This is a genomic window from Streptomyces sp. NPDC045899 (assembly GCF_056431485.1).
Genome location: NZ_JBWKKP010000020.1, coordinates 1 through 24,297, shown reverse-complemented (window position 1 = coordinate 24,297; position 24,297 = coordinate 1). Strand labels below are relative to the sequence as shown.

Genomic DNA, 24,297 nt, shown 5'->3' with positions numbered 1-24,297 from the left:
TCCCCCACCAAAACCCCCCCCCCCCCCCCCCCCCCCCCCACCCTCCCCCCCCCCCCCCCCCCCCCCCCCCCCCCCCCCCCCCCCCCCCCCCCCGGGGCCTGTGATCGGGCGGTCCCCCGGAGCGGCCACAATGGGGGGATGACGGAATCCCTGGCTGACCCGCATCTGCGCTTCCCGGCGGCCACCGCCGCCGCCGGTGCGCAGCGCGACCTCGTGATCCTGGGCTCCACCGGATCGATCGGCACCCAGGCCATCGACGTGGTGCTGCGCAATCCCGACCGGTTCCGGGTGACCGGTCTGTCCGCCGCGGGCGGACGGCCGGGCCTGCTCGCCGAGCAGGCCCACCGGCTGCGGGTGGCCAGGGTGGCCGTCGCCCGGCAGGAGGCGGTGCCCGAGCTGCGCGAGGCGCTCACCGCGCGCTACGGCCCCGGTGAGCCGCTGCCGGAGATCCTGGCCGGGCCCGACGCGGCCACCGAGCTGGCCCGCTCGCAGTGCCACACGGTGCTCAACGGCATCACCGGTTCCATCGGCCTGGCGCCGACCCTGGCCGCCCTGGAGGCGGGCCGGGTGCTGGCGCTGGCCAACAAGGAGTCCCTCATCGTCGGCGGTCCGCTGGTGCGCGCCGTCGCCAAGCCCGGTCAGATCGTCCCCGTCGACTCCGAGCACTCGGCACTCTTCCAGGCACTGCTGGGCGGCACCCGCCAGGAGGTGCGCAAGCTGGTCGTCACCGCCTCCGGCGGCCCCTTCCGCGGCCGGACGAAGGCGGAGCTGACCTCGGTCACCCCCGACGAGGCACTGGCCCACCCCACCTGGGACATGGGCCCGGTGATCACGATCAATTCCGCGACCCTCGTCAACAAGGGGCTGGAGGTGATCGAGGCGCATCTGCTCTACGACATTCCCTTCGAACGGATTGAGGTGGTCGTCCACCCGCAGTCGTATATCCACTCGATGGTTGAATTCACCGATGGCTCCACGCTCGCCCAGGCGAGCCCGCCCGATATGCGGATGGCCCTCGCGCTCGGCATCGGCTGGCCCGACCGGGTGCCGGACGCCGCGCCCGGCTGCGACTGGTCCAAGGCCCACACCTGGGAGTTCTTCCCGCTGGACCACGAGGCGTTCCCCTCGATCAATCTCGCTCGGCACGTCGGCGCCCTCGGCGGCACCGCGCCCGCCGTGTTCAACGCGGCGAACGAGGAGTGCGTCGACGCCTTCCTTGACCGGAAGCTGCCCTTCAATGGGATCGTCGATACGGTCGCGGAGGTGGTGGCGGAGCACGGCACCCCCACCGCGGGAACCCGGCTCACCGTCGCGGACGTCCTCGAGGCCGAGAGCTGGGCCCGTGCCCGCGCCCGTGAACTGGCCGCCGAAGCGGCGAAGGCGACCCCGGAGGCTCGCGCATGACGACACTGATGACGGTCCTCGGCATAGTGGTATTCGCCGTCGGCCTGCTCTTCTCGATCGCCTGGCACGAGCTCGGCCATCTCTCCACGGCCAAGCTCTTCGGCATCCGGGTCCCGCAGTACATGGTCGGCTTCGGGCCGACGATCTTCTCCCGCAGGAAGGGCGAGACCGAGTACGGGGTCAAGGCGGTCCCGCTCGGCGGCTACATCCGCATGATCGGGATGTTCCCGCCCGGTGACGACGGCAAGATCACCGCCCGGTCCACCTCGCCCTGGCGGGGCATGATCGAGGACGCCCGGTCGGCCGCCTTCGAGGAGCTCAAGCCGGGGGACGAGTCCCGGCTGTTCTACACGCGCAAGCCGTGGAAGCGCGTGATCGTGATGTTCGCCGGACCGTTCATGAACCTGGTCCTCGCCGTGGTGATCTTCCTCGGCGTGATGATGTCCTTCGGGGTCAGCACCCAGACCACCAATGTGGGCACCGTCTCGGAATGTGTCGTCGCGGCCTCGGCCGACACCGACACCTGCCCCAAGAGCGCCAAGGACTCCCCGGCCAAGGCGGCCGGGCTGCGGCCCGGGGACAAGATCGTCGCCTTCGACGGCCATCCGACGCCCGACTGGAGCACCCTCCAGCAGGACATCCGGAAGACCACCGGCCCGGCCACGATCACCGTCGAGCGGGACGGCGCCCGCAAGACCCTGCACGCCAACCTCATCAAGAACCAGGTGGCCCAGTCCGACGGGGACGGCGGCTACGTCGAGGGCAAGTACGTCAGCGCGGGCTTCCTCGGCTTCACCCCGGCCAACGGCGTGGTCCAGCAGTCCTTCGGGCAGTCCGTGGACCGTATGGGCACCATGGTCGAGGACGGCATCGACTCACTGTTCGCCCTGCCCTCCAAGGTCCCCGACCTGTGGAACGCGGCCTTCGGTGACGGTGAGCGCAAGGCGGACTCCCCGATGGGCGTCGTCGGCGCCGCCCGGGTCGGCGGTGAGGTCGCCAGCCTCGACATCCCGCCCTCGCAGCGGATCGCGACCATGCTGTTCCTCGTCGCGGGCTTCAACCTCTCGCTGTTCCTCTTCAACATGCTCCCGCTGCTTCCGCTGGATGGCGGACATATCGCGGGCGCGCTGTGGGAGTCCGTACGGCGGCATGTCGCGCGGCTGGTGCGGCGGCCCGATCCCGGGCCGTTCGACGTGGCGAAGATGATGCCGGTCGCCTATGTGATCGCGGGGATCTTCATCTGCTTCACCTTGCTGGTGCTGGTGGCCGACGTCGTGAACCCGGTGAGAATCTCCTGATGACACTCGATGTCCCGAAGTTCACCTTTGGGTGGACTTCGGGTCCGGGTGTGCTGGGGCGCGGGCCCGTGCCGTAATCTCGGACGCGGAGCCCGCTGATCTCGGGCCTGTCACACACCTTGGGGTTGCTCGCCAGATGACTGCGATTTCGCTAGGCATGCCGTCCGTACCGACCAAGCTCGCCGACCGCCGGGTCAGCCGGAAGATCCAGGTCGGGTCGGTGGCCGTGGGCGGCGACGCTCCGGTGTCGGTGCAGTCGATGACGACGACGGTGACCGCGGACATCGGGGCCACCCTCCAGCAGATCGCCGAGCTCACCGCGTCGGGCTGCCAGATCGTGCGGGTCGCCTGCCCCTCGCAGGACGACGCCGAGGCGCTGCCGGTGATCGCGAAGAAGTCGCAGATCCCGGTGATCGCCGACATCCACTTCCAGCCGAAGTACGTGTTCGCGGCCATCGACGCCGGATGTGCGGCGGTGCGGGTGAACCCGGGGAACATCCGGCAGTTCGACGACAAGGTCAAGGAGATCGCCAAGGCGGCCTCCGACGCCGGGGTGCCGATCCGGATCGGGGTCAACGCGGGGTCCCTGGACAAGCGGCTGCTGGAGAAGTACGGCAAGGCCACACCGGAGGCGCTGGTCGAGTCGGCGCTGTGGGAGTGCTCGCTGTTCGAGGAGCACGGCTTCCGGGACATCAAGATCTCGGTCAAGCACAACGACCCCGTCGTCATGGTGAACGCCTACCGTCAGCTGGCCGCCCAGTGCGACTACCCGCTGCACCTGGGTGTGACCGAGGCCGGTCCGGCGTTCCAGGGCACCATCAAGTCCGCGGTGGCCTTCGGAGCCCTGCTCAGCGAGGGCATCGGTGACACCATCCGCGTCTCGCTCTCCGCGCCGCCGGCCGAGGAGGTCAAGGTCGGCATCCAGATCCTGGAGTCGCTGAACCTGCGCCAGCGCCGTCTGGAGATCGTCTCCTGCCCCTCCTGCGGCCGTGCCCAGGTGGACGTCTACAAGCTGGCCGACCAGGTCACCGCCGGTCTGGACGGTCTCGAGGTGCCGCTGCGCGTCGCCGTCATGGGCTGTGTCGTCAACGGCCCCGGTGAGGCCCGCGAGGCGGACCTGGGCGTCGCCTCGGGCAATGGCAAGGGCCAGATCTTCGTCAAGGGTGAGGTCATCAAGACCGTGCCCGAGTCCAAGATCGTGGAGACCCTCATCGAGGAAGCCATGAAGATCGCCGAGCAGATGGAGAAGGACGGCATCGCCTCCGGCGAGCCCCAGGTCTCCATCAGCGGCTGAGACCCGCCGTCCCTATCCGGCCGCACCGGACCCGTCCGGCGCGGCCGGAGTCCGCGGTGGCGGCCCACGCCGCAGGTGGCCCGTCCCGCCTGCGGGGTACAGTGCGGAGAATCGACTCCCTCTTGGCCCGCAGGCCCGTGTCCGGCCCGCAGGCCCGCGACCGGTGAGGCAAACACATCCGTGCTGACCACCTCCACCACCAGGGTCCTCGAGCCCGGCGAGCTCGAAGCGGCCCTCGCGGTCCTCGACCGTGACCCGGTGTCCAACGCCTTCGTGGCCGCCCGCGTCCAGGTGGCCGGGCTGGACCCGTGGCGGCTCGGCGGCGAGATGTGGGGCTGGTACACCGGCGGCCGGCTGGAGTCGCTCTGCTACGCCGGGGCCAATCTGGTCCCCATCTGCGCCACCCCCGAGGCGGTCCGCGGCTTCGCCGAGCGCGCCCGCCGCGCCGGGCGCCGCTGCTCCTCCATCGTCGGCCCCGCCGACACCACCGCCGAGCTGTGGTCCCTGCTCGAGCCCAGCTGGGGCCCGGCCCGCGAGGTCCGCTCCCACCAGCCGCTGATGGTCACCACCTCGATGCCCGCCGACATCCCGCCCGACCCGCTGGTGCGGCGTATCCGCAAGGACGAGATGGACGTGATCATGCCCGCGTGCGTGGCCATGTTCACCGAGGAGGTCGGCGTCTCCCCGCTCGCCGGGGACGGCGGACTGCTCTACCAGGCCCGGGTCGCCGAGCTGGTCACCGCCGGACGCTCGTTCGCCCGGGTGGAGAACGGCCGGGTGGTCTTCAAGGCCGAGATCGGCGCCGCCACCCCGCACGCCTGCCAGGTCCAGGGCGTCTGGGTGGCCCCCGAGTACCGCGGCCGCGGGCTCTCCGAGACCGGGATGGCCACCGTGCTCGACTACGCCCTGAACGAGATCGCGCCCGTGGTGAGCCTGTACGTCAACGACTTCAACACCGCCGCCCGCGCCGCCTACCGCCGGGTGGGGTTCCAGGAGGTCGGAGCCTTCATGAGCGTGCTGTTCTGAGCCATCGGCGTGCTGTTCCGATCGGCGGGCCAGTAGGGTCTGGCGCATGGTGCAACTGCCCGGGGAGCGGTCCCCGGATCCCGGAGGCGTCGCCGTCGGGCCGCTCGACCTCGCCGCGCGCGTGGACGACGCCCTCGCCGTCCAGGCGGTGGCCTTCGGGCTCACGGCGGAGGAGGTCGGCGTACGGCGCCATATCGTGCTGCGCCACCTCACCAGCCCCGGGGCCCGCGCGCTGGGCGCCACCACCCCCACCGGACGGCTGGTGGGGTTCGTCTACGGGATGCCCAACGACCGGACGCACTGGTGGTCCACCGTCGTGCAGCCCTATCTGCGCGCCGCCGGACGCGAGGACTGGCTCGACGACTCCTTCGTCATCACCGAGCTGCATGTCCACCCCGCGTACCAGAACCGCGGTGTCGGACGGCGGCTGATCACCGCCATCACCGACGGCGTCTGCCAGCCGCGCTCCCTGCTGTCCGCCATCGACACCGACAGCCCCGCCCGCGGTCTCTACCGGTCCCTCGGCTACACCGACCTCGCCCGGCCGGTGCTCTTCCCGAGCGCGCCGAGCCCGTACGCGGTCATGGGAGCGCCGCTTCCGCTGCGCCGCTGAGCCGCCGCCCGGGGACCTCCCGGGGACGCCCGGGGGACAACGCATTTCCCGGTTGTGCACACCTGCGGCTAACCTCCTGCTCATCCCATCCCGCACGCAGGAGAGACCCCATGGCCCACGCCGTCAACGTCCAGCGCATGTCCACGATGATGCTGAAGACGCTGCGCGAAGACCCGGCCGACGCCGAGACCGCCAGCCACAAGCTGCTCGTCCGGGCCGGTTACGTCCGCCGCGCCTCGGCGGGCATCTGGACCTGGCTGCCGGTCGGCAAGAAGGTCCTGGAGAACGTCTCGCGCATCGTCCGCGAGGAGATGGACGCCATCGGCGCCCAGGAGGTCCTCCTGCCCGCCCTGCTGCCCAAGGAGCCGTACGAGGCCAGCGGCCGCTGGGAGGAGTACGGCGACCTGCTGTTCCGCCTCAAGGACCGCAAGGGCGGCGACTACCTGCTCGGCCCCACCCACGAGGAGATCTTCACCCAGACGGTGAAGGACCAGTGCACGTCCTACAAGGACCTGCCGGTCATGCTCTACCAGATCCAGACCAAGTACCGGGACGAGGCCCGTCCGCGCTCCGGTGTGCTGCGCGGCCGTGAGTTCCTGATGAAGGACTCGTACTCCTTCGACACCACCGACGAGGGTCTGGCCGAGTCCTACCGCCTGCACCGTGAGGCGTACCGCCGGATCTTCGAGCGCCTGGGCCTGGACTACCGCATCGTCTCCGCGGTCTCCGGCGCGATGGGCGGCTCCGCCTCCGAGGAGTTCCTCGCCCCGGCGGCGGCCGGCGAGGACACCTTCGTGGACTGCCCGAACTGTGAGTACGCGGCCAACACCGAGGCGTACACGGTCACCGTCCCGCCGGTCGAGGGCGGTACCCACGGCCCCGTCGAGGAGCTGGACACCCCCGACACACCGACCATCGAGAGCCTCGCCGAGCACCTGGGCGTCCCCGCCTCCGCGACCCTGAAGAACCTGCTGGTCAAGATCGACGGCGAGATCACCGCGGTGGGCGTCCCCGGCGACCGCGAGGTGGACCTCGGCAAGCTGGGCGAGCACCTCGCCCCCGCCGAGGTCGAGCTGGTCACCGCCGAGGACTTCGAGGGCCGTCCCGACCTGGTGCGCGGCTACGTCGGCCCGCAGGGCCTCGCGGGCAAGTCCTTCCGCTACATCGCCGACCCGCGCATCGCCCCCGGCACCGCCTGGATCACCGGCGCGAACAAGGCCGACACCCACGCCCGCAACGTGGTCTGCGGCCGTGACTTCGACGTCGACGACTACCTGGACGTCACCGTGGTCGAGCCGGGCGACCCCTGCCCGAAGTGCGGTGCGGGCATCGAGCTGGACCGGGCCATCGAGATCGGCCACATCTTCCAGCTCGGCCGCAAGTACGCCGACGCCTTCCAGCTGGACGTGCTCGGCCAGAACGGCAAGCCGGTCCGCGTCACCATGGGCTCCTACGGCGTCGGCGTCTCCCGAGCGGTGGCCGCCCTCGCCGAGCAGACCCACGACGACTCCGGCCTCTGCTGGCCGCGCGAGGTCGCCCCGGCCGACGTCCACATCGTCGCCGCGGGCAAGGCCCTCCAGACCGAGCTGGCGCTCGACATCGCGGAGAAGCTGGGCACGGCGGGCGTCCGTGTCATGGTCGACGACCGCGCGGGCGTCTCCCCGGGCGTGAAGTTCACCGACGCGGAGCTCATCGGCGTGCCGACCATCCTGGTCGTCGGCCGCGGCGCCAAGGACGGCGTGGTGGAGCTGAAGGACCGCCGCACCGGTGAGCGCGAGGAACTCCCGCTGGACGAGGCCATCGCCCGCCTCACCGTCTGACACCCCCGGACATCGACCGGCGCCCGGCCCGCCGCCCACAGCGGCGCGCCGGGCGCCGTCATGAGACGGCCCGCCCGGCGGCTCGTGCGACTGGGCCGCTCCGCGGCCACCTCCGCCGTGTCATGCCGTTCGCCACCGCCCCATGGCGCCGTGACGGTCCACGCGGGCGGAGCGATGCACCGGGCCGTCGGCGCGGGCTGCCGGCAGTCCGGTTGCCGGGTCGGGTGCGCCGCCAGTCCTCCCGCACCTCGCCGGGCCGGCGGGCTGTCGTACCCGTGCCGCGTGCCGGGGCCTGGCCGGGCCGTGGCCTCCCGCGGGTGGGCGCGCCCGGGCGCCGACGGGCCGTGCCCGGGTCAGAGCCAGCTGGCGAATTCCAAGAGGAGTTCGGCGCGGGAGCGATGGCCGGTGGCGGCGTGGTGGAGGCCCGTGGCGACGGCGCGGTACAGGGTCCAGCCGCGCAGCCGGTCGCGGTCCACGTCCAGGGAGTCGGCCAGTTTGGCCACCCGGCGGCGGGCCGCCGCGGCGGGGCCGGGGCCCGCCGCGAGGTCCTCACAGCGGTCGAGCACCAACTGCGCCAAGTCATAGGCCCGTTCGCCGACCAGGGGCGAGGGGCCCACCGCGAGCCAGGGCGAGCGTTCCCCGGCGAGCACCTTGCCCTGCCGGAAGTCGCCGTGCAGCAACACCGCTTCGGGCGGCCCCGCGAGCAGTTCCGTGCGCAGCTGCGCCGCTTCCTCGGCCAGCGGGCGGGCGTCCGCCGCCCAGTCACCGGTGGGCAGCGGAAGCATCGCGTCGTGGCCCTCGCCGGTGCGTTCCGCGACCGAGCCGAAGGGGTGCTCCTCCGGCGGCGGCACCCACAGCCGCCGCACCGTGCCCGCCGCCTCCAGCAGCGCCTTCGCCTCCGGCAGCGAGCGCACCGACACCGCGCTGCTCAGCCGCTCGATCAACAGCGCACCGGTGTCCGGATCGGCGCGCAGCAGCCGGACCGCGCCCCAGCCGTCCCAGTGGGCGAGGGCGGCACGCTCCCGTTCCGCGTCGGGGCCGGGGACGGGCAGTTTCAGCGCCGCCGGGGTGTCGTCCGCCTGCCGCACCAGCGTGACCAGACCACGGCGGCCGCCGGGGGTCACCACCCGCTCGGGGGTCAGCTCCCAGGCGTCGAGCAGTTGGTCCACGGTCTCCGGCAGGGCTTCCAGCCAGTCGCGAACGGAGCCTTCGGGAGCGTCGCTCAGCGCGTCCAGCAGCCGCTTGGGCGGGTGGAAGGGGGTCGTATCCCGTCCACCGGACTGCGGTGCCGATGCCATGCCTGAGCCGTCCCCTTCATCAATGTCATCTCGATCACCGTTCGCCCCGGCGGCCCGTCACAGCGCGTCGGCCGGACCGCTCGCCGACGAGGACGGGGCGGCCGTGGTGGAGTGTTCGGTGAGTCCAGGGAAGGCTACGCCGCCCCCGCGCCAGCGCACCGCACGGACCGCCGCCTCGCGCAGCGCGCCCGCCGCCTGACGGCGCAGCGAGCCGTCACCGGCCCGTACGAGATCGGCGTACACGGCGGCGATACGGTTCTCCAGTTCCGCGGCGAGCCGCACCGCGGCGGGCGCGTCCGGTACGGCGAAGGGCAGCGCGTAGGCGGGCGCCGCGCCCGCGGGGGTGCCGCCGAGGTCGCGCACGGTGCGCACGAGCGCGTCCCGGCGCGCGCGGTGCGCCGCGTACCCCTCGCGGGCCTCCGCGAGCCGGTCGTCACCGATCCGGCCGCCGACGACGCCGTAGCCGTAGACGGCGGCGTGTTCCGCGGTGAGCGCGGCCTGCGCGGCTCTGAGCGCCGCGGCGCGGCTGCCCGCGGTACGGCCTGGTCGAGCGGCCATGTCAGTACCCCTTCCCGGTGGTCATGAGTCCGAGCCGTCCTGGGTCAGGAGATACACGTGGGCGGCGCCGGAGGCCGCGACGGAGGCCAGCAGCCGGGCGAGCTCGGGCGGCGCGGTGACGAGGGCGGTGGTGCGGGCGTCGGCGGTGTGCCGCTCGGCCTGGGCGAGCGCCGCGAGGGCGCGCTTCCCGTCCTTGGGCACCGCGGGCGGCCGCTCCCGCCGTGCGGAGGCCGAGGCCGACGGTGACGCCGACGGCGCGGCCGATCCGTCGGCGGACGCGGACCGCTCATGGCCGCGGAACGCGGCCGCGTGCCGCGCCGTCTCCGCACGCAACGGGGCCAGGCGCTCCGCAAGGCCGGGGTGCGCGTCCGCCGTCGCGTCGTAGCGCGCCAGGAGCGCGGCGGACTCCCGCGCGCCGGTGGCGCGGAGCTTGGCGACGCTCACGCCCTCGGCGGGGTCGCGGCGGGGCCTGGTGTCGTCGGAGCAGCCGCTCAGCAGCGCGGCCGCGCCCAGCGCCCCGCCGCCCAGCAGCAGGGCGCGCCGCGCGGGCGTCGCCCCGCCGGTGCCGGACGTGATGGCGGACGCGGGGGAGGTGTCGGTGGGGGACGGGGGGCCTGGTGGGGGCGTGGTGATCGACACGTTCCTCTTTCCGGGCTGCGGCAGCTCCCGGCCGCCGGTAGTGATCACAGCAGGCGAGCGTACCCGCGCGCGGGGCGGAAGCCCGGCAGCGCCCACCGAATCGTCAGCCCGCCGCCGGAACAGATAGGCTTTGATCCGACACGCGACCTTCCCACAACAGCACACGCGGCCGAGGAGTCACCCGGATGAGCACCACCCAGAGCGAGAGGCTGCGCGGGCTGCTGGAACCGCTCGTCAGCGCCCGAGAGCTGGATCTGGAAGAGGTCGAGGTGACGCCCGCCGGGCGGCGGCGTGTGCTCCGGATCGTCGTGGACTCCGATGACGGTGTGCAGCTGGACACCTGCGCCGAGCTCAGCCGGGAGATCTCCAGCACCCTCGACGAGTCGGACGCCATGGGCGCCACCCCGTACGTCCTGGAGGTCACGTCCCCCGGCGCCGAGCGCCCTCTCACCGAAGCGCGCCACTACCGCCGCGCCACCGGCCGCCTCATGCGGGCCAGGCTGGCCGACGGCGACGAGCTGGTCGCGCGGATCACCGCCGTGGACGAGGACGGGCTCGACCTCGAGGTGCCCGGTGTGAAGGGCCGCAAGCCCACCGCCAGGCGGCTGGCCTTCAAGGAGATCTCCAAGGCCCGGGTGGAGATCGAATTCAACCGCAAGCCCGCTTCTGAGGGCGACGAGAGCAAGGAGGAGGCGTAGCCGTGGACATCGACATGAGTGCCCTGCGGGGTCTGGTGCGAGAGAAGGAGATCTCCTTCGACCTGCTGGTCGAAGCGATCGAGTCGGCCCTCCTCATCGCCTACCACCGCACCGAGGGAAGCCGCCGCCGCGCCCGTGTGGAGCTGGACCGCAACACCGGCCATGTCACCGTGTGGGCCCAGGAGGACGCCGAGGACCTCGAGGAGGGCGCCGAGCCCCGCGAGTTCGACGACACCCCCTCCGGCTTCGGCCGGATCGCCGCGATGACCGCCAAGCAGGTCATCCTCCAGCGGCTGCGGGACGCCGAGGAGGAGATCACCTTCGGCGAGTACGCGGGGCGCGAGGGCGATGTGGTCGCCGGTGTCGTCCAGCAGGGCAAGGACCCGAAGAACGTCCTGGTGGACATCGGCCGGCTGGAGGCCATCCTGCCGGTGCAGGAGCAGGTGCCCGGTGAGGACTACGCCCACGGCACCCGGCTGCGGACCTATGTCGTCCGCGTCGTCAAGGGCGTGCGCGGTCCGTCCGTGACCCTTTCGCGTACCCATCCCAACCTCGTGAAGAAGCTCTTCGCGCTCGAGGTGCCGGAGATCGCGGACGGTTCGGTGGAGATCGCGGCCATCGCCCGTGAGGCCGGTCACCGGACCAAGATCGCGGTCAGGTCCACCCGTTCGGGTCTGAACGCCAAGGGCGCGTGCATCGGCCCGATGGGCGGCCGGGTGCGCAGTGTGATGGCCGAACTGCACGGCGAGAAGATCGACATCGTCGACTGGTCGGACGACCCCGCCGAGCTGGTGGCCAACGCGCTGTCCCCCGCGCGGGTGAGCAAGGTCGAGGTGGTGGATCTGGCGGCGCGCTCGGCGCGCGTCACCGTGCCGGACTACCAGCTCTCGCTCGCCATCGGGAAGGAAGGGCAGAACGCCCGGCTCGCGGCCCGGCTGACCGGGTGGCGGATCGACATCCGGCCCGACACCGAACAGCCCGGTGATCAAGGCTGATTCCAGCCGCGGAGCCTCGGAATCCAGCCGAAAACGAGTAACCGTTCGATCACTCCCCCCGAGGGGTGAGGTCGGTACAGGGAGGTAGACTTAAGCAGTGTCTGGCCGCGCGCTTGCTCGTGCCTGCCCTGAGAGAACCTGTGTGGGATGCCGGGATCGGGCGGCCAAGAAGGATCTGCTGCGCATCGTGGCGGTCGAGGGCGTTTGCGTCCCCGATCGGCGCGGTACGCTGCCCGGCCGGGGTGCCTATGTGCACCCCACACGGGTCTGCCTCGACCTGGCGGTCCGCCGCCGGGCCTTTTCCCGGGCCTTCAGGGGGCCGGGGACGCTCGACACCACGGACCTGCGCCGCTGTGTCGAGCAGGGTGAGCAGGCGTCACCGTAAGTAGTTGGAAGAACGGCACGGGACACCGTGCGGTCAGGTACCTCGCGAGTCGGAAGTAGGTCGAGATTGCGATGAGCACTCGATGAGTACGCGATGAGTACGCCCATGAAGTAGCGACGGTCCGGCGTAACCCGGACCTCAAAGGAGCGAAGTGGCTAAGGTCCGGGTATACGAACTCGCCAAGGAGTTCGGAGTTGAGAGCAAGGTCGTCATGGCCAAGCTCCAAGAACTCGGTGAATTTGTACGTTCGGCGTCCTCGACCATCGAGGCGCCGGTTGTGCGCAAGTTGACTGACGCATTCCAGGGTGGCAACGGTTCCGGCCGCGCCGCCGGCAAGCCCTCGGCGCCGCGCAAGGCGACGCCCGCCAAGCCGCCGACACCCGGTCCGGGTGCATCGGCCCGTCCGGCTGCCCCCAAGCCCCCGACGCCCGGCCCCAAGCCGGCCGCCGCCGAGGCCCCCCGCAGCACTCCCGCGGCGCCCTCACCGGGGCCGCGTCCCACGCCCGGCGCCCGTCCGACCCCCGGCCCCAAGCCGGCTCCGGCGCAGCCCGCGGCACCGCAGCAGCCCGAGTTCACCGCCCCGCCGGCGGCCGCCGGTCCCAAGCCGGCCCAGGCCCAGGCCAAGCCGGGCGCGCCCGCGAAGCCGGGCGCCACGCCCGGTCCGCGCCCCGGCGCCCGTCCGGGCGGTCCCGGTCAGGGCCAGGGCGGCCAGGGCCAGGGCGGCCAGGGTGCCCGTCCCGGCGCTCCGCGCCCCGGTGGCGAGCGCGGCCCGCGTCCGGGCGGTGCCCGTCCGGCCGGTCCCCGTCCGGGTAACAACCCCTTCACCTCCGGCGGTTCCACCGGTATGGCGCGCCCGCAGGCGCCCCGTCCCGGCGGCGCCCCGCGTCCCGGTGGCCAGGGTGGCCCCGGTCCGCGCCCGCAGGGCGGCCAGGGCGGTCCCGGCCGCGGTCAGGGCGGCCCCGGCGGTCCCCGGCCCACTCCGGGCCAGATGCCCCGTCCGCAGGGTGCCCAGGGCGGCGGTCCGCGTCCGGGCGGCGGTCCCGGCGGTCCGCGTCCGAACCCGGGCATGATGCCGCAGCGTCCCGCCGCGGGCCCGCGTCCCGGCCCCGGTGGTGGCGGCGGCGGTCGCGGTCCCGGCGGTGCCGGTCGTCCCGGTGGCGGCGGTCGTCCCGGTGGCGGCGGCGGCTTCGCCGGCCGTCCCGGTGGTGGCGGCGGCGGCGGTCGTCCGGGCGGTGGCGGCGGCTTCGGCGGTCGTCCCGGTGGTCCCGGTGGTGGCGGCGGCTTCGGCGGTCGTCCCGGCTTCGGCGGTCGTCCGGGTGGTCCCGGTGGCCGTGGTGGCACGCAGGGCGCGTTCGGCCGTCCCGGCGGCCCGGCTCGCCGTGGCCGCAAGTCGAAGCGGCAGAGGCGCCAGGAGTACGAGGCCATGCAGGCCCCGTCCGTCGGCGGCGTGATGCTGCCCCGCGGCAACGGCCAGACGGTCCGGTTGTCGCGTGGTGCCTCGCTCACCGACTTCGCGGAGAAGATCAACGCCAACCCGGCGTCGCTGGTCGCCGTGATGCTCAACCTCGGCGAGATGGTCACCGCGACCCAGTCGGTCTCCGACGAGACGCTCCAGCTGCTCGCCGACGAGATGAACTACGTCGTCGAGATCGTCAGCCCGGAGGAGGAGGACCGCGAGCTTCTCGAGTCCTTCGACATCGAGTTCGGCGAGAACGAGGGCGGCGAGGACATGCTCGTCTCCCGTCCGCCGGTCGTGACCGTCATGGGTCACGTCGACCACGGTAAGACCCGGCTGCTGGACGCGATCCGCAAGACCAACGTGGTCGCGGGCGAGGCCGGTGGCATCACCCAGCACATCGGTGCCTACCAGGTCTCGACCGAGGTCAACGAAGAAGAGCGCAAGATCACCTTCATTGACACCCCGGGTCACGAGGCGTTCACCGCCATGCGTGCCCGTGGTGCCAAGTCGACCGACATCGCGATCCTCGTGGTGGCGGCCAACGACGGTGTGATGCCCCAGACGATCGAGGCGCTGAACCACGCCAAGGCGGCCGACGTGCCGATCGTGGTCGCGGTCAACAAGATCGACGTCGAGGGCGCGGACCCGACCAAGGTGCGCGGTCAGCTGACCGAGTACGGCCTGGTGGCCGAGGAGTACGGCGGCGAGACCATGTTCGTCGACATCTCCGCCAAGCAGGGTCTGCACATCGACAGCCTGCTGGAGGCCGTGGTCCTCACCGCGGACGCCTCGCTCGACCTGCGCGCCAACGCGGAGCAGGACGCGCAGGGCATCGCGATCGAGGCCCACCTGGACCGCGGCCGCGGCGCCGTGGCCACCGTGCTGGTCCAGCGCGGCACCCTGCGGGTCGGCGACACGATGGTCGCGGGCGACGCCTACGGCCGTGTCCGGGCGATGCTCGACGACAACGGCAACGCGCTGGAGGAGGCCGGTCCGGCCACCCCGGTCCTGGTGCTCGGTCTGACCAACGTGCCGGGCGCGGGCGACAACTTCCTCGTCGTCGACGAGGACCGCACCGCCCGCCAGATCGCCGAGAAGCGCGCGGCGCGCGAGCGCAACGCGGCCTTCGCCAAGCGCACCCGCAGGGTCTCCCTGGAGGACCTGGACAAGGTGCTCAAGGCCGGTCAGGTGCAGCAGCTCAACCTCATCATCAAGGGCGACGCGTCCGGTTCGGTGGAGGCCCTCGAGTCCTCCCTGCTCCAGCTCGACGTCGGCGAAGAGGTCGACCTGCGCGTCCTGCACCGCGGTGTGGGTGCGGTCACCGAGACCGACATCGACCTGGCGACCGGCTCCGACGCCATCGTCATCGGCTTCAACGTGCGCGCCGACGGGCGTGCCACGCAGATGGCCGAGCGCGAGGGCGTGGACGTCCGTTACTACTCGGTCATCTACCAGGTGATCGAGGAGATCGAGGCGGCCCTGAAGGGCATGCTCAAGCCGGAGTACGAAGAGGTCGAGCTCGGTACGGCGGAGATCCGCGAGGTCTTCCGCTCGTCCAAGCTGGGCAACATCGCGGGTGTGCTCATCCGCTCCGGCGAGGTCAAGCGGAACACCAAGGCCCGCCTCGTCCGCGACGGCAAGGTCATCGCGGAGAACCTCAACATCGAGGGCCTGCGCCGCTTCAAGGACGACGTCACCGAGATTCGCGAAGGCTTCGAGGGCGGTATCAACCTCGGCAGCTACAACGACATCAAGATCGACGACGTCATCGCGACGTACGAGATGCGCGAGAAGCCGCGCGGCTGACGCGCTGCCTCTCGGTCGGGGCCGGTCGGCGGGAAATTTCCGTCGATCGGCCCCGGCCCTTGCGTGTACGGTTCGAGGAACCTGCACGAAGCCAGACCTTCAAGGCCCCACGGGTGGCTTGACCCGGACCGCATGTATGTAGGGACGTTGTCCTTTGACCTGCTCCTTGGCGACGTACGGTCGTTGAAGGAGAAGCGCTCCGTCGTCCGCCCGATCGTCGCCGAGCTGCACCGCAAGTACGCGGTGAGCGTGGCGGAGGTCGGCGACCAGGACCTCTACCGCAGGGCGCAGATCGCCCTGGCGGTGGTCTCCGGGGACCCGGGCCATCTCACGGATGTGCTCGACCGCTGCGAGCGGCTGGTCGCGGGGCGGCCGGAGGTGGAGCTGCTGTCCGTGCGACGGAGGTTCCACGGCGGCGATGACGAGTGACGGAACGGGGAACCCGACGGTGGTGACCCCCATCGATGACCGGCCCCGGCCGTCGATGACCGAAGCGAAGAAGAGAGAAGTAGACGCATGACCGACACCGCGCGGGCACGCAAGCTGGCGGACCGCATCCGGGTCGTGGTCGCGGAGACCCTTCAGCGGCGGATCAAGGACCCGCGGCTCGGCTATGTGACCATCACGGACACCCGGATCACCGGTGATCTCCGGGAAGCGACCGTCTTCTACACGGTCTTCGGTGACGACGAGGAGCGGGCCGCCTCCGCCGCGGCCCTGGAGAGCGCCAAGGGCGTTCTGCGCTCCGAGGTCGGCCGTCAGACCGGGGTGCGGTTCACCCCCACCCTGACGTTCGTCCCGGACGCCCTCCCGGACAACGCCCGCACCATCGACGATCTGCTCGCCAAGGCCAAGGCGGCCGACGCACAGGTCCGCGAGGCGTCCTCGGGCGCCGAGTACGCCGGTGAGGCCGATCCGTACCGCAAGCCCGATGAGGAAGAGGACGAGAACGGGCACGAGAACGACGGCAAGGGCTCCCCGGACGCATGACGCGCAAGGGCAGGGCCGGATCCGGTGCGCCGGACGGCCTGGTGATCGTCGACAAACCGGCCGGTTACACCTCGCACGACGTCGTCGCCAGGATGCGCCGGTTCGCCGGGACCCGGCGGGTCGGCCACGCCGGCACGCTGGATCCCATGGCCACCGGCGTGCTGGTGATCGGCGTCGAGAAGGCCACCCGGCTGCTCGGTCACCTGGCGCTGACCGAGAAGGAGTACACGGCCACCATCCGGCTGGGCCAGACCACCGTCACCGATGACGCGGAGGGGGAGATCACCGCCACCCACGGGGCGGCGGGGGTCGAGCCCGCCGCGATCGAGGCCGGGATCGCCGCGCTGACCGGCGCCATCCAGCAGGTGCCGTCCAAGGTCAGCGCCATCAAGATCGACGGCAAGCGGTCCTACGCACGGGCCCGTGAGGGCGAGGACTTCGAGATCCCGGCGCGCCCGGTGACCGTCTCGTCCTTCGCGCTGCACGAGCGCCGCGAGACGAAAGCGGAGGACGGCACCGCCGTCCTCGACCTCGACGTCACGGTCGTCTGCTCCTCCGGCACCTACATCCGGGCGCTCGCCCGCGATCTGGGCGCCGGACTCGGCGCGGGCGGCCATCTGACGGCGCTGCGCCGCACCCGGGTCGGCCCGTACGGGCTGGCGGAGGCGCGGACGCTGGAGCGGCTGGAGGAGTCCCTGACGGTCATGCCCATCGCGGAGGCCGCCGCGGCCGCCTTCCCGCGCTGGGACGTGGACGCCCACCAGGCGCGCCTGCTGGGCAACGGCGTACGGATCGACATGCCTCCGGTGACCACGGGGGAGGGGCACACCGGACCGGTGGCCGTCTTCGATCCGGAGGGGCGCTTCCTGGCGCTGGTGGAGGAGTCCAAGGGCAAGGCCAAGAGCCTGGCCGTGTTCGCCTGAGCCGTCCGATGTCCGATGAGGGCCGTCCCGCACCGCGGGGCGGCCCTCGGCCGTCCTGCGGTGCGTTGCGACCCCCCGATCTCTTCCCCTCCCGGTGTCTTTCCAGTGCCGACGGTGAATTCACCCCATCGTGCGGGCGCCCGGAAGGCATCACGGGAGTGAAAGGGGGCGCGTGACCTCTCGAGGGGCCCTGGCGACCGTGGTGAAACGCGGGGCGGGACGTCCGGAGTGGCCACCGATGCAAGGGACGTGCCGACGGCATGGCACTCTTAGACCTGCGAAGTCGACAGACAAAGGTTCGGGCGAGGAGCGGGCAAAGTGCAGCGCTGGCGTGGCTTGGAGGACATCCCCGAGGACTGGGGACGCAGCGTCGTCACCATCGGCTCCTACGACGGGGTGCACCGAGGACACCAGCTGATCATCGGCCGCGCGGTGGCCCGCGCGCGTGAGCTGGGCGTCCCGGCGGTCGTGGTCACCTTCGACCCGCACCCCAGCGAGGTGGTACGCCCCGGCAGCCACCCCCCGCTGCTCGCCACCCACCAGCGGCGCGCGGAGCTGATGGCGGAGCTGGGTGTGGACGCCGTGCTGGTGCTGCCGTTCACGGCGGAGTTCTCCCGGCTCAGCCCCGGTGACTTCGTGGTGAAGGTGCTGGTCGACAAGCTCCACGCCCGGGTGGTCGTGGAGGGCCCCAACTTCCGCTTCGGCCACAAGGCCGCCGGGAACGTGGAGTTCCTGCGCGAGCTGGGCGGAACCTACGACTACCAGGTCGAGGTCATCGACCTGTACGAGCGCGGCGAGGCGGGCGGTGGCGAGGCGTTCTCGTCCACCCTGGTGCGCAGGCTGGTCGCCGACGGCGATGTCACCGGCGCGATGGAGGTCCTGGGACGGCCGCACCGTGTCGAGGGCGTGGTGGTGCGCGGTGCCCAGCGCGGCCGTGAGCTGGGTTTCCCCACGGCCAACCTGGAGACCCTGCCGCATACCGCGATCCCGGCCGACGGCGTCTACGCGGGCTGGCTCACCGCCGGGGGCGAGGCGATGCCCGCGGCCATCTCGGTCGGTACCAACCCGCAGTTCGACGGCACCGAACGGACCGTCGAGGCCTATGCGATCGACCGTGTCGGACTGGATCTGTACGGACTCCACGTCCAGGTGGACTTCCTCGCCTATCTGCGGGGCCAGGAGAAGTTCGACTCGATCGAGGCGCTGCTTGAGCGCATGGCGGCCGATGTGAAGCGGGCGCGCGAACTGGTCGAGGAGCACGGCGGCCGCTGAGCCCCGCCCCTTCAGCCCTTCACGGCCCACCACGGCTCCTACGGCGATCGCCCCGCCGGACCGGGATCAACCGGTCCGGCGGGGCGATCGCTTCGGTGCGTCCGCGTCCGCTACTGCTGCGGCCCCGCCGGCGGCTGCTGCCACGGCTGGCCCGGCTGTGCGGGCTGCCCGGACGGCCAGGGCTGGCCGTGCTGGGCCTGGGCCTGCTGGGGCGGCTGTTGCTGCTGCCCCTGCTGCCACCCCTGCTGGGGGCCGGGCTGCCCCGGCTGGCCCTGCTGCGGATAGCCCTGTGGCTGACCGGGCTGCGGATAGCCCGGCTGTGGCTGGCCCTGGTGCTGCCCGGGCTGGGGCGCGTACGGCCCCGGGTAGGGCTGCTGCTGCCCCTGGCCCTGCTGCGGACCCGGCTGCTGGCCCTGCCCCTGGCCGGGGTACTGCCCCTGCTGACCGTGCGCGGGCATCGGCGGGGCCATCTGCGGCGGCGGGGCGCTGCCACCGTCCGCTGTCCACAGCCCCTGTGCCTGCTGGGCCCGGGCGAAGTCCTCGGCGACGAGGGCCGAGAGGTTGAAGTACGCCTCACGGGTCTTCGGCCGCATCATGTCCAGGTCCACTTCGGCGCCCGCCGACAGGTGCTCGTCGAAGGGCACGACGATCACGCCGCGGCAGCGCGTCTCGAAGTGCGACACGATGTCGTCGACCTTGATCATCTTGCCGGTCTCCCGGACCCCCGAGATCACGGTGAGGCTGCGCGAGACCAGGTCCGAATAGCCGTGTGCGGACAGCCAGTCGAGCGTGGTGCTCGCGCTGCTGGCACCGTCCACCGAGGGGGTGGAGATGATGATCAGCTGGTCGGCGAGGTCCAGCACTCCGCGCATCGCGCTGTAGAGCAGACCGGTGCCCGAGTCGGTGAGGATGATCGGGTACTGCTTGCCCAGGACGTCGATGACGCGGCGGTAGTCCTCGTCGTTGAAGGTCGTGGAGACCGCCGGGTCCACGTCGTTGGCGAGGATCTCCAGACCGGAGGGGGCCTGTGAGGTGAACCGCCGGATGTCCATGTAGCTGTTGAGGTACGGGATCGCGGTGACCAGGTCGCGGATGGTCGCGCCGGTCTCCCGCCGCACCCGGCGGCCCAGGGTGCCCGCGTCGGGGTTGGCGTCGATCGCGATGACCTTGTCCTGGCGCTCGGTGGCCAGTGTCGCACCGAGGGCGGTGGTCGTCGTGGTCTTGCCGACGCCGCCCTTGAGGCTGATCACCGCGATGCGGTAGCAGGAGAGCACCGGCGTGCGGATCAGCTCCAGCTTGCGCTGCCGCTCCGCCTCCTCCTTCTTGCCGCCGAACTTGAAGCGCGAGCCGGCGACGTTGTTCTTCTTCGGCTTCTGCTTGCCCCGGATGAGCCGGTCCGACGACAGCTCGACGGCCGCCGTGTAACCGAGGGGCGCCCCCGCACCGTGGGCGGCCTGCCGCCGCTGGTCCGGTGTGACGACGGGCCAGCCGCCGGTCCGCGGATCGGACGGAGCGTCCGCCCCGGCACCGGAGTTGGCGGCGGCGCCGCCGTCGGGCCGCGGGTAGCCGTAGCCGTCCTGTGCGGGGGGAGCCGCGTCGGGGCGGGGGAAGCCGTAGCCGCCCTGATCGTGCCCCTGCGCCTGCACCTGGCCCTGGGACGGCCCGTGTGGACCGGGCTGGGCGTACGGGCCGGGCAGGCCCTGCTGCGCCTGTTGGGGCGCGGGGGAGGGCTGCGGGTAGTTCGGCGGGACGGCGTCCTGGGGCTCCGCCTGCGGACGGGGGAAGCCGTAGCCGCCCTGGGCGGTGGCGGGCGCCGGGGGCTGTCCCTGGTGCGGATAGCCGTACGGGGCCGCCTGCGGGGGCTGCGGGTTCTGGGGCGCCTGCGGACCGGGAGCGGCCGGGGGCTGGGCGCCGGCGGACGCGGGTGCGCCGCCCTGGCCCTGTGCCTGCCCCGGGAACGGGGCGGGGCCGGGCCGGCCGGGACCGGGCTGGGGCCCTGGAGTGGGCTGGACGCCGGGAACAGGCTGACCGGGGCCGGGCCGGCCCGGGACCGGGCCCGGAGCGCCCTCGCCGGGGCGCGGGTAGCCGTAGCCGCTCTGCGGGGGCGCGGGTGCCGGGACGCCGGGCGCGGGCTGACCCTGCGTACCGGGTACCGGCGGGGCCCAGGCGTTGGCCTGCGGCGGCAGACCGGCGCCGTTCGCGCCACCGGGGCCGTCCGTCCGCTGCTCCGGGAGCGGCGCCGGGGCGGCTCCGCTCCCGGGGGACCACGGGGCGCCCGCGTTCGGCTGCGGGGTGGCGGGCGTGGCCGGGGCGCCCGGACCGGCGTCCGCGCTCTGCGGCGCGGCGGGCTGGAAGTCCGGCGGCAGCGGCGGCAGTCCGGCCTGCGGCGCGGACGGCGGCGCCCACGGCGCGGCCGGTGGCTGCCCCGGCGCGGGCGCGTCCGGCGAGGGCGCGCCCTGCGGCGCCGCGCCCTCGGGAATCGCGTCCTGCGGCTCGTCGGCCTCCGCCGCCGCGCTCTCGGCCTTGCGGCGCTCCGCGAAGTCCTGGCGCAGCGCGGCCGTGGAGAACCGCATGGTGCCCTCGCCGCGGACCTCGCCGCCGGTGGGCGCGGGGGTGTCCGCGGCGCCGGAGTCCGGGGTCTCCGGCGCGGGCCGCTCGGCACCGGCTCCCGAGTCGCTCCCGGGAGCGGGGGAGCTCGGGGAGCCCTCGGGGTTCACAGGGCTCTCGGTGTCCCCCGCGGCGGCGCGCAGTTCGGCCATCTCCGCCCGCAGGGCGGCGGTGGAGAACCGCAGTGTGCCCTCGCCGCGGACCTCCCCGCCGTCGGTGTCCCCGGTCTCCCCGGCGCCGGCGGAGGTGTCGGCCGGTTCGGCGGTGGCCTGCGGCGCGGCGATCGGCGGCAGCGCGTAGTCGTCGTCCTTCTCCGCGGTGGGCGCGGCCGGTTCGGCGCCGTGGTCCCGGTCCGGCCGCTCGTCCCGCGCGGTGCCCGTCGAACCCTCCGCGCCGAGGTCATCCGTTCCGGTGTCGGCGCGGGGCGGAACTATGGGGTTCGGGGAGAAGTCGGGCGCGGCGGGCGGCGTGGTCGGCGCCTCGGGGCGCTCCGTCCCCGTCTCGCCCGCTCCTCCCCCGTCCGCGGCCCGCGCATGCGTCTCACCGCCGTCGGGCCCGCCGGAGGCGGCACCGGCGGAGCCGGACGCCGCCGGGCCGGCGCCCGTGGGCGCGGAACCGGCGGACAGGGAATCGGGAGACGCGGAAGTGGCGGGCGCGGGATCGGCCGACGGCGCCGGGGGCGGCGGCCACGACCCGGCGAAGCCGTCTGGATCCGGAACGCCCTGCACCGGCACCGGGTTCGCGCTCGGCGCCGGAGGCGGGGGCGCGGCCCCCGCGCCGGCCCCCGTGTCCACCCCGGATCCGAAGGTCCCCCCGGAGGTCCCGGCCGGGCCGGGGGCGGGCGGGGCCGGTGACGGCGAAGCGTTCTGCGTGTACCAGGCGGGCGGGGTGTAATCGATGGTGAACTCGCCCGTGTGCTCGGTCTCCGCGTCGGACCGATCATCGCCGGGTGGGGTTCCGCCCGTGCGGATCTCGTCCCGATCGCTGCTCACAATGCCTCCTGGTGTGGTCGAACACCCTTGAAATTCTTGGCGAGGCCGATCTCATGCCGATCGTTACTGTCGTCCGACCGTTCGGCTTTCCCCTTTGGTGACGCCGGGGACACCTGATCAGGTTCTCCACCGCGTACACCAAGACTAATCACCATGAGGGCCGCTGTGGCAGGCCCGTCCGGCACTCACGGCTGTCCGATACCTCACCGTGCCTTACCCGGTCGCATACCCGCTCGATCCCGGAGGGAGCCCGGGTGTCCGGTGGTAGAAATAAACCCGCTCGAATGCCGACGGACCCGCCTAAGAGGTGAGCGCTGATGCCGCGGCCGCCCCGACCGCCCCACCGACCACCGGCGGGGGGCTTCGGCCCGCCACCGGAACCGGAGCCCTCCCGGGGCGGGTTCGGTCCCCCTCCGCAGCCGTCCCCGCCGCCCGTCCCGCCTCCGGCCGCCCCGCCCTCGCCGAACGGGCACACTACGCCCCAGATCTGGCATACCGGGGCACTCCCCGCGAGCCCGCCCCCGGCGCCCGATGTCCCGCCGCCTCCCGGGCCGTCGGCGCCCGCTCCCGGCAACCCGTACGCGACGGAGCCGGCCCGTCCCGGACCGCTCGGTGCGTACGGCACCTCCCCGGCCGACGGCGGCAGCGGTGACGGTGGCGGTGGGAGGAGGAGGCGGAAGGCGATCGTCATCGGCACGGTGCTCGCGGTGCTGCTGGTGGCGGGCGGTGCGGTCCTCGCCGTCCTCGGCGATGGTGACGGCGGAGGCGATGACGGCAGGGAGCCCGCCGCCTCGAGCGGCGCCCCGGCCGGACCCCGCGGGAAGAAGCCGACGGCCGGGCCCTCCGCCGGTGGCGACAGCGACAACAAGGCCCCGGCGGACGAGGAGAGCGACCCCAACGACGTCCGGCGGCCGGGTGAGGCCAGGGTGCTCTTCCAGACTCCCGCACCGGACCTCCCCCGGCGCGGTGTCGACGTCCCCGGGTTCTGGGTGCGGAAGGACCATGTCGTGAAGGCCGTTGACGACACGGTCATCGCGTACCGGAACGACGGCACGCGGAAGTGGTCGCTGCGCCTCCCCGAGGCCGTCTGCGCCGCGCCCGACTCGGCCACGGACGGCAAGGTCGTCGTCGCCTACGCGGGCCACCGCAAGGACTCGTGCAGCGGACTCGCTCTGATCGACCTCGACAAGGGCGCCAAGATCTGGGACCACGACGCACCCGACGGGGGCCTCTTCGGCGGGGAGCACTCGAATCTGGGCATGGCCCAGAGCGGTAATCTGGTCGGCCTGGCCTGGTTCGGCGGCTCCGCCATGGTCAGGGTCGACAACGGCAAGGAGGTCTCACCGGGCAAGCTGAGCCCCGCCTGTTCGGTGGACGGTTACGCGGGCGGCGAGGTCCTGCTGCGCGCGTACTCCTGCAACAACGGCACCGCCAAACTCCAGCGCTTCACCCCGGCCGGAAAAATCACATGGACCTATGCCGTCCGCAAGGGCTTCAAGGTCAGCAAGATCTTCTCCAGCCGTCCGGCCGTCGTCGCGCTCAGCGATGAGGACCGCAAGTCCGGTGGGGTGCTCGCGATTTCGGACCGGGGCAAGGAGCGTTCCTCCCTCGCCCTGGGCAGACGGTCCTACCAGCCGCAGTGCCGGATGGATCTGTTCGGCACCGACATGGGCGCCTGCCAGGGTGTCGCCGCCACCGCCGACACCCTCTATCTGCCGACCGAGTTGACGCCGGGCGGCGCGGGCCCGACCACCGAGATCCACGCCTTCGACCTCGACAGCGGCAGGAAGAAGTGGGCCCTGAAGGTGAGCGGCCGGATGCTGATGCCCCTGGGCACCGACGGTGAGGACCTCATCGTCTACGAACAGCCCACCCTCTCCGGCGGCGGCACGGTCGTGCGCGTCGGCCCCGAGGGCGGCACACCGGGGAAACTGCTCCAGCTGCCCCGGGCCACCCGCAAGACGGAGGCCCTCCTGGCCACCGCCACCCGGGTCTACCGGAACGGCCACTTCTACATCGCCTCGGACCGGATCGCCGGGACCGCGGGAGCCGCCGAGAAGCTTCTGATCGCCTACGGACGCTGAGCGCCCCCGGCGGGGCGGAAAAACCCGGAGGGGGGGACACCGGCCGGTGTCCCCCCCCCCCCCGTACCCCCCCACACAAATCAAACTCGCCGTCCCGCACGCCCAGGACAAAAGCGGGACACCCAGCCCCCATGTC

General features: G+C 72.8%; 19 protein-coding genes. 15 read left to right on the top strand and 4 right to left on the bottom strand.

The annotated features are described in order from the left end of the window. Positions 1–138: 138 nt before the first annotated feature. The 6 genes from dxr (at position 139) to AC07FT_RS26110 (ending at position 7,455) form a co-directional block, all read left to right on the top strand. On the top strand, positions 139–1,404 hold the full coding sequence (dxr, locus tag AC07FT_RS26135; protein WP_479178309.1) for a 1-deoxy-D-xylulose-5-phosphate reductoisomerase: 1,266 nt from the start codon (positions 139–141) through the stop codon (positions 1,402–1,404). Continuing rightward, complete coding sequence (locus tag AC07FT_RS26130) at positions 1,401–2,702, top strand: M50 family metallopeptidase (RefSeq protein ID WP_479178308.1); 1,302 nt, start codon at positions 1,401–1,403, stop codon at positions 2,700–2,702. Before dxr ends, AC07FT_RS26130 begins: the two co-directional genes overlap by 4 nt. 136 nt (positions 2,703–2,838) lie before the next feature. Next, positions 2,839–3,996 carry a flavodoxin-dependent (E)-4-hydroxy-3-methylbut-2-enyl-diphosphate synthase gene (ispG, locus tag AC07FT_RS26125; RefSeq protein WP_254745079.1) on the top strand — a complete coding sequence of 386 codons (1,158 nt, stop codon included), beginning with the start codon at positions 2,839–2,841 and terminating at the stop codon, positions 3,994–3,996. A gap of 180 nt (positions 3,997–4,176) precedes the next feature. Beyond that, positions 4,177–5,022 carry a GNAT family N-acetyltransferase gene (locus AC07FT_RS26120; RefSeq protein WP_479178307.1) on the top strand — a complete coding sequence of 282 codons (846 nt, stop codon included), beginning with the start codon at positions 4,177–4,179 and terminating at the stop codon, positions 5,020–5,022. Positions 5,023–5,068: 46 nt separating this feature from the next. Continuing rightward, complete coding sequence (locus tag AC07FT_RS26115) at positions 5,069–5,635, top strand: GNAT family N-acetyltransferase (protein WP_431774731.1); 567 nt, start codon at positions 5,069–5,071, stop codon at positions 5,633–5,635. A gap of 110 nt (positions 5,636–5,745) precedes the next feature. Continuing rightward, entirely contained in the window at positions 5,746–7,455 is a 1,710-nt protein-coding gene (locus AC07FT_RS26110) for a proline--tRNA ligase (RefSeq protein WP_479178306.1), read from the top strand. Positions 7,456–7,808: 353 nt separating this feature from the next. Here the strand turns inward: AC07FT_RS26110 and AC07FT_RS26105 are convergent, their stop codons facing one another. Genes AC07FT_RS26105 through AC07FT_RS26095 form a run of 3 tightly spaced genes read right to left on the bottom strand, consistent with a single transcriptional unit; the run spans position 7,809 to position 9,998 of the window. Beyond that, positions 7,809–8,753 (bottom strand): aminoglycoside phosphotransferase family protein, encoded by a 945-nt coding sequence (locus tag AC07FT_RS26105; protein WP_479178305.1) that lies wholly within the window; start codon positions 8,751–8,753, stop codon positions 7,809–7,811. 57 nt (positions 8,754–8,810) lie between these two features. Then, positions 8,811–9,311, bottom strand: a complete 501-nt coding sequence (locus tag AC07FT_RS26100) for a ferritin-like domain-containing protein (protein ID WP_479178304.1) — start codon at positions 9,309–9,311, stop codon at positions 8,811–8,813. Positions 9,312–9,332: 21 nt separating this feature from the next. Next, a complete protein-coding gene (locus AC07FT_RS26095; protein WP_479178303.1) occupies positions 9,333–9,998 on the bottom strand; it encodes a hypothetical protein in 666 nt (221 codons plus the stop codon). A 137-nt stretch (positions 9,999–10,135) separates the two neighbouring features. Here AC07FT_RS26095 and rimP point away from each other — a divergent pair, with 137 nt between their 5' ends. The 8 genes from rimP to AC07FT_RS26055 all read left to right on the top strand — a co-directional run bounded on the left by rimP (position 10,136) and on the right by AC07FT_RS26055 (position 18,478). Next, on the top strand, positions 10,136–10,648 hold the full coding sequence (rimP, locus tag AC07FT_RS26090; protein ID WP_471202109.1) for a ribosome maturation factor RimP: 513 nt from the start codon (positions 10,136–10,138) through the stop codon (positions 10,646–10,648). Positions 10,649–10,650: 2 nt separating this feature from the next. After that, positions 10,651–11,643 (top strand): transcription termination factor NusA, encoded by a 993-nt coding sequence (gene nusA, locus AC07FT_RS26085; RefSeq protein ID WP_254745065.1) that lies wholly within the window; start codon positions 10,651–10,653, stop codon positions 11,641–11,643. 97 nt (positions 11,644–11,740) lie between these two features. After that, positions 11,741–12,028 (top strand): YlxR family protein, encoded by a 288-nt coding sequence (locus AC07FT_RS26080; protein WP_254745063.1) that lies wholly within the window; start codon positions 11,741–11,743, stop codon positions 12,026–12,028. A gap of 151 nt (positions 12,029–12,179) precedes the next feature. Continuing rightward, a complete protein-coding gene (gene infB / locus AC07FT_RS26075; protein WP_479178302.1) occupies positions 12,180–15,293 on the top strand; it encodes a translation initiation factor IF-2 in 3,114 nt (1,037 codons plus the stop codon). A 132-nt stretch (positions 15,294–15,425) separates the two neighbouring features. After that, positions 15,426–15,722 carry a DUF503 domain-containing protein gene (locus tag AC07FT_RS26070; protein WP_254745059.1) on the top strand — a complete coding sequence of 99 codons (297 nt, stop codon included), beginning with the start codon at positions 15,426–15,428 and terminating at the stop codon, positions 15,720–15,722. An 87-nt stretch (positions 15,723–15,809) separates the two neighbouring features. After that, on the top strand, positions 15,810–16,283 hold the full coding sequence (rbfA, locus tag AC07FT_RS26065) for a 30S ribosome-binding factor RbfA (protein WP_479178301.1): 474 nt from the start codon (positions 15,810–15,812) through the stop codon (positions 16,281–16,283). Continuing rightward, positions 16,280–17,206 (top strand): tRNA pseudouridine(55) synthase TruB, encoded by a 927-nt coding sequence (gene truB / locus AC07FT_RS26060; protein ID WP_479178300.1) that lies wholly within the window; start codon positions 16,280–16,282, stop codon positions 17,204–17,206. Before rbfA ends, truB begins: the two co-directional genes overlap by 4 nt. A 318-nt stretch (positions 17,207–17,524) precedes the next feature. Then, positions 17,525–18,478 carry a bifunctional riboflavin kinase/FAD synthetase gene (locus tag AC07FT_RS26055; RefSeq protein ID WP_471202116.1) on the top strand — a complete coding sequence of 318 codons (954 nt, stop codon included), beginning with the start codon at positions 17,525–17,527 and terminating at the stop codon, positions 18,476–18,478. 110 nt (positions 18,479–18,588) lie between these two features. Here AC07FT_RS26055 and AC07FT_RS26050 read toward each other — a convergent pair whose 3' ends face one another. Beyond that, positions 18,589–22,077, bottom strand: a complete 3,489-nt coding sequence (locus AC07FT_RS26050) for an SCO5717 family growth-regulating ATPase (RefSeq protein ID WP_479178299.1) — start codon at positions 22,075–22,077, stop codon at positions 18,589–18,591. Between the two features lie 698 nt (positions 22,078–22,775). Here AC07FT_RS26050 and AC07FT_RS26045 point away from each other — a divergent pair. Next, positions 22,776–24,161 (top strand): outer membrane protein assembly factor BamB family protein, encoded by a 1,386-nt coding sequence (locus AC07FT_RS26045; protein WP_479178298.1) that lies wholly within the window; start codon positions 22,776–22,778, stop codon positions 24,159–24,161. Positions 24,162–24,297 lie beyond the last annotated feature (136 nt).